General features: G+C 57.3%; 12 protein-coding genes. 2 read left to right on the plus strand and 10 right to left on the minus strand.

The window, feature by feature from the left end:
* Positions 1–41: 41 nt before the first annotated feature.
* From cptA to metK, 9 genes are all read right to left on the minus strand, one after another.
* Positions 42–1,745, minus strand: a complete 1,704-nt coding sequence (cptA, locus tag BW958_RS07730; RefSeq protein WP_076575160.1) for a phosphoethanolamine transferase CptA — start codon at positions 1,743–1,745, stop codon at positions 42–44.
* A gap of 69 nt (positions 1,746–1,814) precedes the next feature.
* Positions 1,815–3,797, minus strand: a complete 1,983-nt coding sequence (aegA, locus tag BW958_RS07735) for a formate-dependent uric acid utilization protein AegA (RefSeq protein WP_076575161.1) — start codon at positions 3,795–3,797, stop codon at positions 1,815–1,817.
* Between the two features lie 154 nt (positions 3,798–3,951).
* Complete coding sequence (gene ruvX, locus BW958_RS07740; protein ID WP_076575162.1) at positions 3,952–4,371, minus strand: Holliday junction resolvase RuvX; 420 nt, start codon at positions 4,369–4,371, stop codon at positions 3,952–3,954.
* Positions 4,372–4,380: 9 nt separating this feature from the next.
* On the minus strand, positions 4,381–4,935 hold the full coding sequence (locus tag BW958_RS07745) for a YqgE/AlgH family protein (RefSeq protein WP_076575163.1): 555 nt from the start codon (positions 4,933–4,935) through the stop codon (positions 4,381–4,383).
* Between the two features lie 48 nt (positions 4,936–4,983).
* Positions 4,984–5,937: a glutathione synthase gene (gene gshB / locus BW958_RS07750; protein ID WP_076575164.1), complete on the minus strand. Its 954-nt coding sequence runs from the start codon at positions 5,935–5,937 to the stop codon at positions 4,984–4,986.
* Positions 5,938–5,983: 46 nt separating this feature from the next.
* On the minus strand, positions 5,984–6,715 hold the full coding sequence (gene rsmE, locus BW958_RS07755; protein ID WP_076575165.1) for a 16S rRNA (uracil(1498)-N(3))-methyltransferase: 732 nt from the start codon (positions 6,713–6,715) through the stop codon (positions 5,984–5,986).
* 3 nt (positions 6,716–6,718) lie between these two features.
* Entirely contained in the window at positions 6,719–7,408 is a 690-nt protein-coding gene (locus tag BW958_RS07760) for an endonuclease (protein WP_076575166.1), read from the minus strand.
* Between the two features lie 41 nt (positions 7,409–7,449).
* Positions 7,450–7,968: a SprT family zinc-dependent metalloprotease gene (locus tag BW958_RS07765; RefSeq protein ID WP_076575167.1), complete on the minus strand. Its 519-nt coding sequence runs from the start codon at positions 7,966–7,968 to the stop codon at positions 7,450–7,452.
* 75 nt (positions 7,969–8,043) lie between these two features.
* Positions 8,044–9,195: a methionine adenosyltransferase gene (gene metK, locus BW958_RS07770; protein ID WP_076575168.1), complete on the minus strand. Its 1,152-nt coding sequence runs from the start codon at positions 9,193–9,195 to the stop codon at positions 8,044–8,046.
* Positions 9,196–9,549: 354 nt separating this feature from the next.
* On the opposite strand from metK, the gene tkt reads away from it, so the two are divergent.
* Positions 9,550–11,541, plus strand: a complete 1,992-nt coding sequence (tkt, locus tag BW958_RS07775) for a transketolase (RefSeq protein WP_076575169.1) — start codon at positions 9,550–9,552, stop codon at positions 11,539–11,541.
* A gap of 223 nt (positions 11,542–11,764) precedes the next feature.
* Positions 11,765–12,781: a hypothetical protein gene (locus tag BW958_RS20290; protein WP_076575170.1), complete on the plus strand. Its 1,017-nt coding sequence runs from the start codon at positions 11,765–11,767 to the stop codon at positions 12,779–12,781.
* A 73-nt stretch (positions 12,782–12,854) separates the two neighbouring features.
* On the opposite strand, the gene BW958_RS07785 is transcribed toward BW958_RS20290, so the two are convergent.
* A complete protein-coding gene (locus BW958_RS07785; RefSeq protein WP_076575171.1) occupies positions 12,855–14,120 on the minus strand; it encodes a RidA family protein in 1,266 nt (421 codons plus the stop codon).
* Positions 14,121–14,697 lie beyond the last annotated feature (577 nt).

Genomic DNA, 14,697 nt, shown 5'->3' on the forward strand with positions numbered 1-14,697 from the left:
ATGTGACAAGGGGAGCCGCTGGCTCCCCTTCTCTTTTCATATCAGCCGTTTGGCAACGAGTCGAAGGTACGCAACTGATGCGGATGATCCGGATTGCCAATCCAGCGCGGCTGCTCGACAAACTGTGGATTGACCAGACTGAGCTGCGGTTGCCAGCCCTGATAGCTCAGGCCGGCCAAATCGGACCAGGTGTGAATAAACTCGGCTGAGCTGTACTTGCGGTTGACCGTGGCAGCCAGATCCCGTGGATGCGCGTTGGCCCACTGTGGTGAGGTCCATAGCAGGAACGGCACGGTATACATGTTGCGGGTCGGTGCCAGCTCGTCACGGCCTTGGCGCTGGTGGGGCGGGGTGTCGTAGACCTCTTCACCGTGATCGGAGAGATAGAGCATGAATCCCTGCTTACCGCTGTGACGATAGGTATCGAACAGGGAGCTGACCACAAAGTCGTTGTACAGGTTGGCATTATCGTACTGATCAAATGTCTGTTGTTCCTGCTGGCCGAGGGTGCTGAGCAAAGGGGCGCTCTTTTCAAATTGCTCGAACGGCTGCGGATAACGGTTCTCATAGCGGATATGCGTCCCGAGCAGATGGACCACGATAAACTTGCGTGGGGCAGGATCGGCCAACACCTCGACAAAGGGGCCAAGCACGCTTTCGTCATATTGACGGGTGTTTTGTGAGCGCTGCTGATTCATGTAGAACTGGCGATCGGTTTGGCGTGAAAAGACGGTGAGCAGCGTGTTGCGGGCTGTCAGCGTCATCTGGTTAGTGATCCAGAAGGTTTTGTAGCCAGCCTGCTTCATCAGATTCATCAGGGTGGGCTGGGTCAGATAGCGATCCGGATGTTTCTCGTTAGCAAAGGTCAGCACCTGCTCCAGCGTCTCAATGGTGTAAGGGCGCGGGGTTACCACGTCGTTGAACACAGTCAGATTGGGGTCCTGATGGGCCATGGCTGTCAAGCGCGGAGTCGTGTCACGCGGATAACCATACAGCCCCATATGCCCACGCTGCGTCGATTCACCGATAACCAGCACCAGCGTGCGCGGTGCATCACCGCTGTTATCCTTCAGCGCTTGCAGCGGTGGCAGGGCACTGTTTTTCTCCAGCAGTTGCGACATATGAGCCAACTGCTGGCGATATTGGGCATAGCCGATGACCAGTTGCCAGGGCGCCGCGGGCTCCATTTTCCCAAGCAACTGCTTTTGGGTGCGAGCCAGATTTGTCGGATTGTCCCAGTGCGTTTTGACAAAAGGGTGGAGCAGCAGGCCATAAGCCAGTCCGGCGATCAGCAGGGCGCGCCAGCGCAGCGGCAGTGTGACTGGTTGCAGTCTGCTCCATAGCCACACCCCCACCAAGGTATAAAGCAGCAGATAGAGCACAAACGAGACGCTGAGGTATTGCCCGGCATACTCGCCCATCTCTCCCGGGTTGCTTTCGAGCATCACAAACAGAACGCTTTGGGAAAACTCCTGGCCATAGATGAGGAAATAGCCCAACCCGGCCAAGGAACTGGCCCACAGCAGCAGACCAATCAGCGCGCCGGCCAGCTTGATGCGTTGGGTCATGAGCAGCGGGATCAGCCACAACAGGCTGTAGAGCAGGGTGCTGCGCAGCCCGACAAAACCGCTGTAGCTCTTGAGCATCAGGGCTATCTGCACGACAGAGGCAAAGTAGCAGCAAAACAGTGCAGCGAGGGCGATGGGTCGCCAGGCCGCTGCCTTGGGGAAAAAGGCGGGTGTCATCAGGAGGCTTCCAGCGTATGAAACAAGATAGCCATACGCTAGAAGCCAATCCTTAAGACAAACTTAATCTCACAGCGCGGGTTGGGCTTCGCGTGTGATCCGGGGCGCAGAAACGACAGGTCGCTGCGCTGCCACGTCGAGATAGGCCATGATACCGGTCGCCGCCTGGCGCCCTTCTGCCATGGCGGTCACCACCAGGTCTGCGCCGCGCACGGCATCGCCACCGGCGAAGATCTGCGGGTTGCTGGTCTGGAAGGCAAACTGCTTGGCGTGAGACGTCGCAATCCGTCCCCAGCGATCGAGACGCACTCCCTGCGCTTCAAGCCAGGGTAGCGGGTGTGGATTAAAGCCAAAGGCGACCAGCACCGCATCGGCTGGCATCACAAACTCCGAGCCTTCAATGACCACCGGACGACGGCGCCCGGCTGCATCGGGTTCACCCATGCGGGTGCGCTGCATGCGAATGCCGCTGACTGCGCCTTGCTCGTTGAGCTCGATGGCCACGGGCAACACATTGAACTCAAAATCGGCCCCCTCTTCGCGGGCGTTTTTCACCTCTTTGCGCGATCCCGGCATGTTGGCCTCATCCCGGCGGTAGGCGCAGGTTACGGTCGTTGCCCCCTGGCGCAGAGCTGTGCGCACGCAATCCATCGCGGTATCCCCCCCGCCGAGGACCACGACCTGCTGGCCGGCCAGATTGAGGTAGGGCTCGCTCTCGGGTTGTGGCAAGCCTATCAGATGACGGGTACTGGCCATCAGATAGGGCAGGGCTGCATAGACGCCCGGTGCATCCTCGTTGGGCAAATCGCCGGTCATGGAGCGGTAGGTGCCCACGCCGACAAAGACCGCATCAAACTCCTCGAGTAATGCCTCAAGCTGGATGTCGTGGCCGACATCTACACCGAGGCGAAACTCGATGCCCATGGCGGTAAATAGCTCGCGGCGGCGGATCATGACCTGTTTGTCGAGCTTGAATGCCGGAATGCCAAAGGTGAGCAGGCCGCCGATTTCAAGATGGCGGTCAAACACCACCGGCTGGATGCCGTTTCGCACCAGAATGTCGGCACAGCCAAGTCCGGCCGGGCCGGCGCCGATAACGGCGACCCGTTTACCAGTCGGTTGCACATAGGAAAGATCAGGTCGCCAGCCAAGCGCGAAGGCTTGCTCGGTGATGTAGCGCTCCAGATTGCCGACCGCCATCGAGCCGGATTCCTCTTTCAGAGTACAAGCCCCTTCACACAGGCGATCCTGCGGACAGATGCGACCAGTGATCTCCGGCAGGCTGTTGGTCTGGTGAGAGAGCTCGACCGCTTCCAGAATGCGGCCTTCACGGGCCAGAGTGATCCAGTGCGGGATGTGATTGTGCAGCGGACAGGTCCACTCGCAGACGCTGTGATGACCGCAGCCAAGGCAGCGATCGCCCTGGGCTCTGGCCTGCTCGGTCGAGTAGGTGGGGTAGAGCTCGGTAAAGGTGCTGCGGCGCAGGTTCAGCGGGATCTTGGCGGGATCGCAGCGCTTCGGCGTTTGCTCCATCTGCTGGCGTTTGACGGCCACGTGGCGCGCTGTCTGACCGATGGCACTGCGCTGTTGGCGCTGCTGGCGCAGACGAGCCAGCGTCTCGTCACTCATCACCTGCAGCGCGTCACTGGGGCAGGCGGCCACGCAAGCCGGACCCTCTTCGCGCCCTTCACACAGATCGCACTTGTGGGCCACATGGCTTTGGTTGCCCGCTTGTGGCGCCATCTGCATGGCACCAAACGGGCAGGCGAGCACACAGCTCTTGCAGCCGATGCAGCGCTCGGTGAGCACCTGCACACTGCCATTGCGTTCGACAATGGCCCCGGTGGGGCAGGACTTGGCGCAAGGGGCCTCTTCACAGTGGCGGCAGAGTGCGGCCGTGCGCAGCGCCTCATGGCGGATTACCTGAACACGCGGCTGAAAGTCGGCGGCGGTCGCGACGTGCTGATCATCATTGTGTGCCATCACGCAGGCGACTTCACAGGCGCGACAGCCAATGCAGCGGCTGGCATCAGCCAGGACAAAACGATTCATAACCTGATAAACCTGAAAATTAGAAACGCTGTTTTATGGTATTAACCATATTAAGCGTAGGGGAGTCAACAAACCGCGATACCGTTGGCAGAATTGCAGATGGCTAAGTCGGGTTTCCTGCATGAAAAACCGGGAGCCTAGGCTCCCGGTTCGGTCAGTATTGCTCTTCCATCCACGATTCGAGGATCAGCTGGGCCGACACGGCGTCTACTGAACCCTTGTCGAGAGCCCGATAACCGCCGCGCTCAAACAGGCGGGCGCGGGCATCGGTGGTGGTGAGCCGCTCATCTTTGAACTCGACCTGCTTGCCGAAGCGGCCATGCAGGCGGTTGCCAAATTTGCGGGCGCGCACCGTGATCTCCTGCTCGGTGCCATCCATGTTGAGCGGCAGGCCGACAATAAGCAGATCCGGTTGCCACTCTTTGATCAGCTTGTCGATCTCATCCCAATTGGGAATGCCGTCATTGGCCTTGAGCGAGCAGAGCGGTGACGCCGAGCCGGTCAGCTGCTGGCCAACCGCCACGCCAATGCTCTTGGTGCCGTAATCAAAGCCCATCAGGCTGCGTGCAGTCATGAAAAATCCTCAGGCGTGGCCAATCTGGCTGGAGAGATGCAAGGTGTTGATGCCGATACTGGCGGCCGCCCGTTGCCAGCGCTCGTGCAGCGGCGTGGCAAACAGCAAGCTGGTATCGACCGGCACAACCAGCCAGGAGCCGTCGGTCAGCTCCTGCTCAAGCTGGCCGGCACTCCACCCGGCGTAGCCGAGCGTGAGCAGCCAGTGAGCGGGCGCGGCGTCAGTGCCGAGGGTTTCCAGAATGTCGCGCGAGGTGGTGATCATCAGCTCGTCACTGACTTTCATGCTCGAGCTAAAGCCGGGGCGCGGGCTGTGCAGCACAAAGCCGCGGTCGTGGGCCACCGGGCCGCCCTGGATCACGGGTTGCTCGAGCAGCGCCTCGAAGGGGGGCTCGATCTTGACCTGGTTTAACACCTCGCTGACCGGCATCGACAGCGGGATGTTGGTGACCAGCCCCATTGCCCCTTCGTCATTGTGTTCGCAGATATAGACCAGCGAACGCTCGAAGTAGGGGTCTTGCAGGCTGGGCATGGCCAGCAGGAAGTGGTTTTGCAGTGTATGCATCTTCTTGTTCTTGAATCAGGCTCTGTGGTTGCGTTGGCGGCGTAACGATCAGGATACGCCCAGACGACGCTCGATGGCATCCATCAGCATGCCGGTAATGCAGACCGGGAAGGTGGCCTCGATTTCACGGATGCAGGTCGGGCTGGTGACGTTAATCTCGGTCAGTCGATCGCCGATGATGTCCAGACCCACGAAGATCAGTCCCTTGGCCTTGAGGGTCGGGCCCACGGCGCGGGCAATTGCCCAGTCGGCGTCGGTCAGAGGCCGCGCTTCACCCCGGCCGCCAGCGGCCAGGTTGCCGCGGGTTTCGCCCTGAGCCGGAATGCGGGCCAGGCAGTAGGGCACCGGCTCGCCATCCACGACCAATACTCGCTTGTCGCCATCCTTGATGGCCGGCAGATAGGTCTGCGCCATGCAGTAACGGCTGCCGTGCTCGGTCAGGGTCTCGATGATGACGCCCACGTTCGGATCGTCCTGCTTCATGCGAAAAATCGAGGCGCCGCCCATGCCATCGAGCGGCTTGAGAATGACGTCGTGGTGCTCTAGGTGAAACGCGCGCAGCTTGTCGGCACGGCGGGTGACCAGCGTAGTCGGGGTGTGCTCGGCAAACCAGGCGGTAAACAGCTTCTCGTTGGCATCACGCAGGCTCTGCGGCTTATTGACGATAAGGCTGCCCTCATCCTCGGCGCGCTCCAGCATATAGGTGGCGTAGATGAACTCGGTATCAAATGGGGGATCCTTGCGCATCAAGATGACATCGAGGCTGGAGAGCGGTTGATCAACCACCTCGCCAAGTTCAAACCAGTTGGCATAGTCATACTGCACGCGCAGCGGGCGCATGGTGCCAAAGGCGCGGCCCGCTTGCATATAGAGATCCTTCATCTCCAGATAGAAGAGCTCATAGCCGCGCTTTTGCGCCTCTTCGAGCATGGCGAAGCTGGAGTCTTTCTTGATGTTGATGGACGAAATAGGGTCCATCACGATACCCAATTTGATGGTCATCCGGGTTTCCTTCAGTCGATGAGCCTGCTGTGGCAGGCTCCGGGTGTCATGCAAGATCGCCAAAGCGACACTGCAAGGCGGTGATGGCAGTCAGGGCAGCGGTTTCGGTGCGCAGCACCCGTGGCCCGAGCAACATCTCCTTGAAGCCGTGCTTAACGGTATCATCGATCTCCTGTTCCGACAGCCCCCCCTCGGGGCCAATCAGCAGGCGAACCCCGTGCTCTGGCACCGGTAAGGTCTGAATGCTGTATTCGGCGCGGGGGTGCAGGTTGAGTTTGAGCTCATCGGTTGGCTCACTCATCCAATCGGCCAGCTCCATCGGCATACGCACTTCGGGCACGTGGCTGCGGCCGCACTGTTCACAGGCGCTGATAACAATCTTCTGCCACTGCTCGCGTTTCTTCTCGAGCCGATCCGCTGGCAGTTTCACCCCGCAGCGCTCGGAGAAGAGCGGGGTGATCACTGTTACGCCCAGCTCGACCGATTTTTGAATGGTGAAATCCATCTTTTCGCCACGACTGATGACCTGCCCGAGATGGATGGCGAGGGGCGATTCGACCGGATTGGCGGTCATGGCGGTCACTTCGACCTCGACCCCTTTTTTGGTCACGGCGCGGATCACGGCTGGATAGTCGTGGTCACCGCCGTTAAACAGCACCAGCTCCTGGCCCGGCTGCATACGCAGGACGCGGCCGACATGGTTGGCACCATCTTCGCCAAGGCTCAGGATCTGCCCCGCACTGAGCGGGGCCGGTTCATAAATTCGTGGAATACGCATCGCTTATTGGCACTTCTGTCTGTCGATGAAGGGGTTGCTATTGCCCTGGATCTGCTTGATACGCTGGTTGCGTTGGCACTCCCAGGCATCCGCCGGGTATTGCCGGTCCCAGGCTTCAAACAGTTTACGCTGCTGGTCGGCCAGACGCAGCTTGTAGCGGTCGCTCATATAAAGATAGGCACGGGCAATCTGACCGCGCACCGGTCCCTTGGCGGGCTGAACTTTAAGATCTTTGAAGTCGATCAGCATCTGGCACTGGCCATACTGATCCGGCTTGCCGTTCCAGTCGCTAAAGCGGTAGTTGGCGCGATCGCCGTTGACTTCACCGATGGCCGGAAACAGGTTGTGCATATCCCCTTCCATGGTGTTGAACTCGTCGCTCTTGCCGCAATTTTTGCGCCCGCCATCTTGCCAGCACTGCAGCTGGTGGCCAAATTCCCAGGCCGGTACCACATGCTCCCACTCGATGCGCGCTGCACGCTCGGGCTGTTTGCGCGGCTGGTAGCCACAGCTCTCCCAGTCCGGCGTCATCTTCTTGCCGCTGTATTTAATGGCGCAGCCGCAATAGATGGTAACCGGGTGGTCACGATAGAGGTTGGTCAGTTGCGCTTTGGCTTCACGAAAATTCTGTTCGGCCTGGGCACCGAAGGCCAGCAGGGCCGAGCAAGTCAGGATAAGAAGGCGATAAAACATGGTGGAAGCGATCCGTTAATAAAAATGGGGCGTGCAGCTTATCACAGGGTTTCGGCCGAGGATCTCTCACCCACGCAGGGGAGCAATTCGCTGCGACAGACCCGGCAGTGGTAGCGCGCCTCGCCCCGGCGCACCTTGTTATGGCGGCGCACCGACAGCGCATGCTCGCGGCAGGCGCAGCGATAAGGGAAGGTGCGCTCGGCCAGCGGAGCCAGGTTAAAGTTGTGCGTGACCTTGGGCGCCAGCCCAAACACCTCGCGCATCACCGATTGCCACTGCGAGCCGTGCGGCAGGACCCGACGGGCACCGCGTCCGCTGCCCCACAGGGCGTACACCAGCAGGTGCGCCACCTCGTGCGGCACCACCTCGTTTAGAAAGGCGGCCTGATTGGCGGCAAACAGGGTGGGATTAAAGCGCAGCTCCCAGCTTTGCAGGCGCGCCGTACCGGCCGCGCGGCCACGCAGATCGCAGCGGATCCGCGGGCGGGGAAAGGTGCGTCCGAGTTTCTGCTCTGCCAGGGTCAGGCAGGCATCCACCCGCTCGGTCATCAGGGTCTGCATGGTGCTGGTGCTATAAAACAGAAGGGGAGCCTCGGCTCCCCTTTTACCACAATTTGCGTTGTCCGCAATGCAGGCTTACAGGCCGGCGGCGTCGCGCAGCAGTTCAGCCTTGTTGGTTTGTTCCCACGGGAACTCCGGACGACCGAAGTGGCCGTAGGCGGCAGTGGCTTGGTAGATCGGGCGCTTCAGATCCAGCATCTCGATCAGGCCATACGGGCGCAGTTCGAAGTGCTGACGCACCAGCTTGACCAGCAGCTCTTCGGCGACCTTGCCGGTACCGAAGGTTTCCACGCTGATGGAGGTCGGCTCGGCCACGCCGATGGCGTAGGAGATCTGGATTTCGCAGCGATCGGCCAGACCGGCAGCCACGATGTTTTTGGCTACATAGCGGGCGGCGTAGGCTGCAGAGCGGTCAACCTTGGACGGATCCTTACCGGAGAACGCGCCACCACCGTGACGGGCCATGCCGCCGTAGGTGTCGACGATGATCTTGCGACCGGTCAGACCGCAGTCACCCATCGGGCCGCCGATAACAAAACGACCGGTCGGGTTGATGAAGTACTTGGTGTCCTTGTTGACCCACTCGGTCGGCAGCACCGGCTTGATGATCTCTTCGCGTACCGCTTCCACCAGATCGCTGTGGCTGATCGATTCGGCGTGCTGGGTGGAGAGCACCACGGCATCAACACCGATGATCTTGCCATCATCGCCATAGGCAAACGTCAGCTGGCTCTTGGCATCCGGACGCAGCCACGGCAGGGTGCCGTTCTTGCGCACTTCGGCCTGGCGCTTGACCAGCAGGTGGGAGTAGGTGATCGGTGCCGGCATCAGCACGTCGGTTTCGTTGGTGGCATAACCGAACATCAGACCCTGGTCACCCGCACCCTGTTCGAGCGGGTTGGAGCGGTCAACGCCCTGGTTGATGTCCGGGGATTGCTTGCCGATGGCGTTGAGCACGGCGCAGGAGTCGGCATCAAAACCCATGTCAGAGTGGGTGTAGCCAATCTCACGCACGGTGTCGCGCACGATCTGTTCGATATCAACCCAGGCGGAGGTGGTGACTTCGCCAGCCACCATGACCATGCCGGTCTTGACCAGGGTTTCACAGGCAACGCGGGCCCGGGTGTCTTGCTTCAGGATGGCGTCCAGCACCGCATCGGAGATCTGGTCCGCGATTTTATCGGGATGGCCTTCGGAGACCGACTCGGAAGTAAACAGCTTTGCCATGATTACCTTGCCTGTGGTTGACAGGAGCGAACAAAAATCGCTCCGTGGTTGAAACTGGGATTAATTGTAGAGGTATCTACATCTGGACGTCTATTTTAATGTTGGGGGTGGGCGATTGCCAGCACTATTTTGTGGGCTGGCGCACAGGAACCCGCAAACATTTGGTGCAGCCGGGCGTGCGCCGAATGAAGTAGTAACCTCCTGCCCGTATAAACGTTTTTTATTCAGGAAAAGCGATTGTCTTCCCAAAGCCGAAAGGTCTCCCCAGATAGTGTTTGCACCGCGCTCGCCCTACTGGGAGAATATTGGCCTCGCCAATATGGGCAATCTTAAGCAATCGCAGGAGAGATAGTGATGCCTTCTCGTAAAGAGCTTGCCAATGCCGTTCGCGCATTGAGTATGGATGCCGTTCAGAAAGCCAACTCCGGTCACCCGGGTGCCCCCATGGGCATGGCTGACATCGCCGAAGTTCTCTGGCGCAGTCACCTGAAGCACAACCCGAGCAACCCGACCTGGTCCGACCGTGACCGTTTCGTGCTCTCTAATGGTCACGGCTCCATGCTGCTTTACTCCTTGCTGCATCTCACCGGTTATGACCTCTCCATCGACGATCTGAAAAACTTCCGCCAACTGCACTCTCGCACTCCGGGTCACCCGGAATACGGTTATGCACCGGGCGTTGAAACCACCACCGGTCCGCTGGGTCAAGGCATCACCAACGCCGTGGGTATGGCTATCGCCGAAAAGGCCATGGCCGAGCAGTTCAACCGTGCCGGTCACGATGTGGTCGATCACCACACCTACGTGTTCATGGGCGACGGTTGCCTGATGGAAGGTATCTCTCACGAAGCCTGCTCCCTGGCCGGTACGCTGGGTCTGGGCAAGCTGATTGCCTTCTGGGATGACAACGGCATCTCCATCGACGGTCACGTTGAAGGCTGGTTCACCGATGACACACCGAAGCGCTTTGAAGCCTACGGCTGGCACGTTATCCCGGGCGTAGACGGTCACAACCCGGACGCCATCAATGCCGCCATCGAAGCCGCCAAGGCCGAGACCGGCAAGCCGACCCTGATCTGCTGCCGCACCATCATCGGTTACGGTTCGCCGAACAAGTCCGGCTCCCACGATTGCCACGGCTCGCCGCTGGGCAACGACGAAATCAAGGCTGCCCGTGAATTCCTGGGCTGGAACCACGAGCCGTTCGTGATCCCGAGCGACATCGCGGCCCAGTGGAACGGTCGCGAGAAGGGCGGCAAGCTGGAATCCGAGTGGGATGCCAAGTTCGCTGCCTACGCTGCCGCTCACCCCGAGCTGGCTGCCGAGTTCAAGCGCCGTATGAGCGGTGACCTGCCGGCGAACTGGGCCGCCGAATCGGCCAAGATCATCGAAAATCTGCAAGCCAACCCGGCCAAGATCGCCACCCGTAAGGCCTCCCAGAACGCACTGGAAGCCTTCGGCAAGCTGCTGCCGGAATTTATGGGCGGCTCTGCGGATCTGGCGCCGTCCAACCTGACCATGTGGTCCGGCTCCAAGTCTCTGACTCCGGAAAGCGCTGCGGGTAACTACATCCACTACGGCGTGCGCGAGTTCGGCATGTCCGCCATCATGAACGGTATCGCCCTGCACGGTGGTTTCATCCCCTACGGCGCCACCTTCCTGATGTTTATGGAATACGCCCGTAACGCCCTGCGTATGGCCGCCCTGATGAAGCAGCGCTCCATCTTCGTTTATACCCACGACTCCATCGGTCTGGGCGAAGACGGCCCGACTCACCAGCCGGTTGAGCAGATCGCTTCCCTGCGTCTGACCCCGAACATGAGTACCTGGCGTCCGTGTGACCAGGTTGAATCTGCCGTGGCTTGGAAGTTTGCCATCGAGCGTAAGGATGGCCCGACCTCCCTGATCTTCTCCCGCCAGAACCTGGCCCAGATGGATCGCAGCGCTGAGCAACTCGCCAACGTCGCCAAGGGCGGTTATGTGCTGAAGGATTGCGCCGGTACGCCGGATCTGATCCTGATCGCTACCGGCTCTGAAGTGGAGCTGGCGGTTGCCGCTTATGAGCAACTGACCGCCAAGGGCCGTGCCGTGCGCGTGGTCTCCCTGCCGGCCACCGACGTGTTCGACGCTCAATCCGCCGAATACAAGGAGTCCGTGCTGCCGTCTTCTGTGACCAAGCGCGTTGCTATCGAAGCCGGTATCGCTGACTACTGGTACAAGTACGTCGGTTTCGGCGGCAAGATCATCGGTATGCGCTCCTTCGGTGAATCTGCTCCGGCCGAACTGCTGTTCAAGGAATTTGGCTTTACCGTGGAAAACGTGGTTGCGACCGCTGAGTCCCTGTAATCCCTGACTATTGGGCCGTGCAGGCCCAATAGCCGGAACGATAAAACGCTCCCCATCGCAAGATGGGGGGCGTTTTTTATGATTCGGAATTTATCATTTTTGTCGGATTATTCAGTATGAGTAAACGGATGCTCAGTTGTTTTAATAGCAGTGTTATGTTAATCAATGTATGTGTTAAATATTTTCTATAGATGCATTTTCTAAACGTATTTGAGGTAAAGTTATGGATGCTTCCGAACTTCATAAGAAATTCTATAAAAACATAAATTCAATTGCGGAAAGTTTAATTGAATTATATTCATTGAAGTTCAAGAAGGATGCTCCTGGTTTAAATGATCCTCTAATGCGCTGGTTGGACTTCAGGCTTCGCTATGTTGATACTCATGCGAGAGAAATAACGTTATCTAATAAGTTTCCAAAGAAAGACCTTCCTTGCGATGCTCAAAATGCATTACTTAAATTTTGTAAAATGATTGAAGAAGGGGACGACATAAATCCATATCAGGGACGAGGCCTGGTGTTAAGACATGATACTAGTGGTGATAAGCGTGACTCTAGAACTGATTTGCTTTGGGCAGACTGGGGTATTCATCATTTTCATCTTAGTGATGCACCGATTCCACAAGGACAGTATTTTTCAAAGTCTGCTGACTACCTTCTTTTTTGCTTGATTAGCCATGATGTGGTGGCCTTTATTGATGTATTACTGCATCCATCAAAGGAGGGTTTTTCTAATAAAGGACTAATAGAAACACTAGTCTTAAATTGGCCTGATTATATGGATAGATATAAATTGAAAGGCATTCTTTCTAATGGTGAAAGTCAGTGTTCAGAAAGCGAAATATATGAGCTGAGAAAAAGTGGTATTACTCCATGTATGACGATAAATAATGAGGTCTATATGGGGCCTGGTTTGGGGTTGACGACAGCCTCAACTTCAGTGAGGGTCGGTGCAGTGAGAGGTCAGGTTAGCAAATTTATTAGGGGGTTAGCAGTAGAAGTCACAGATCCAAAAGGAAGATTTAGAACTAAGGACATCCTTCAGTTAGGTGAATTTTCTGACTTTTCAATAGTTCTAACACCTAATGGGCTTGCTGTATATGAGGCCAACACTGAGCACGCATTTTTATTCCCTCGTTCATCCCCTTATAAAATACCAACATTGATGGAAAATATTCATGATCTCATTTTTCCAAACTGGGCTCGAGAAACATTGCTATTAAAATTAAATTTCATGTGAACGATTCATTTCAGTATCCCATTTAAAAAACACACCGACTTAAGCCGGTGTGTTTAATTGTTAAAGCTATGTATTACACCTGCGGCGGGGTACTTTCCGCGTTGGACATTACCGCATCCAACTGGATCAGGGCGCCAGCGGGCAGCTCACGGACGGCGAACACGGTGCGGGCCGGTTGATAGTCCGGGAAGTAGCGACTGTAAACGGCATTGACCGCATCCAGATCGTCGATAGTGGCCAGCTGAATATTCACCTTCACAATATCGTCCATCACATGGCCGATGCTCTCCACAATCGACTTGATATGAGTCAGGCACTGGGCGGTCTGCTCTTTAATGCAGCCGGTCAGGATCTTGCCGGTGGCGAGATCAACCGGCAGTTGGCCGGCAATATGGTTGTAGTGGGAAAAGGCGACGCTCTGGCTATGCAGTGCGCTGCGCGGCGCCTTGTCGGTATTGCGGGCGCGGATCACCAGATTGTGGCGATCTTCCACCAGTTGCGGCGGGGTGCCGTCACCGTGAGAGACCACGGCATCCATCTGCACCAGCGCACCCAGCGGCAGGGCCGAGGCGGCAATTACGCTGCGGGCCGGCATATAGGCGGCGGCGCGGGCAATGGCCGAGTCCGGGAAGAAGGTGGTGTAGACCTCGTTGACGGCATCGAGATCGGCCAGATTGGTCAGATAGATGGTCACTTTGACGATATCATCGAGCGGCACATCAATGCTTTCCAGCACGGTTTTAATATGGCGCAGACATTGAGCTGCCTGCTCTTTAATGCCGCCAGAGACCAGTTTGCCGGTGGCCATATCAATCGGCAGTTGCGCCGCAATGTTGTTGTAGTGCGAGAAGGCAACGGTTTGGGTATAGAGCGGACTTTGCGGTGCACGTTCGCTATTGCGCGCCAGTTTAACCAGCGGGCAGGGGGCTTGCGGGAGTGTCCCCTCGCCGTTGGAGATAATGGCGTCCATCTCAATGGCTGCACCCATTGGCAGCGCAGCGACAGCCAGAACGGTGCGGGTCGGCACATAGCTTGGGAAAAATTCGCGATAGACCGTATTGACTGCCTCTAAATCGGCAATGTCTTGCAAAAAGAGGGTGACTTTTACCACGTCATCCATCACATGACCGATGCTCTCGACAATCGCCTTGATATTGGCAAGGCACTGTCTGGCCTGGGTCTTGATATCACCGCCCACCAGTTTGCCCGTGTGCGGGTCAACCGGCAGTTGGGCGGCAATATTGTTGTAATGGGAAAAGGCCACGCTCTGGGTATAGGGACCGAGGCTTTGCGGTGCATTGGACGTATTTCTGGCTGATTTGATAATGGTGCCACTCATAGGGATTGCCTTGTTGTAATAGTGTTTATTGATGTAGAGATCAGAGGTTGTATCTGCTTTTCCCACCCCGTTTCGCTTTCCTTGCGCACCAATCAATAAGATGTAGCAAGCCCATCGCGCCTTGCAGAGCGCGAGCGTGACAAACCGGGTGAGATGTTCAGATGCAGCGATTCTATGAATGGTATTTTTGCCTTGCAAACTGCGATTGCATTTCTATGAGTTGGCTCAACGCCCTGAAATATATTCACGCTGCTATTCAATGCAGCGATTATTCCAACTTATTAACAAATGCGGAGCGCTGTGCTGACCTATTTGCCGGGCTTGGCTGCTGCCAGAGAGCAAAATGCGACAGGTCGGCGCTGTAACCAAGGCGTTAAAAACGAAAATTGCTTGGCTGCACATGCAGAGCGTGATGCATAGATATATATTTTTAACGCGAGGGTGGGGGCTTTTTAACGGCCATAAAATATGCTAGCCCAGATGGTGTTGCCGTTAATGATAAATAGCGCTGTTGCTTATTCGTGGCGACTGCATAAGCACGAGAAGTGCATTCGGATAATTGCTAAATGGAATTAAT

It is taken from the genome of Aeromonas sp. RU39B (genome assembly GCF_900156095.1).
Classification (GTDB): Bacteria; Pseudomonadota; Gammaproteobacteria; order Enterobacterales; family Aeromonadaceae; genus Aeromonas.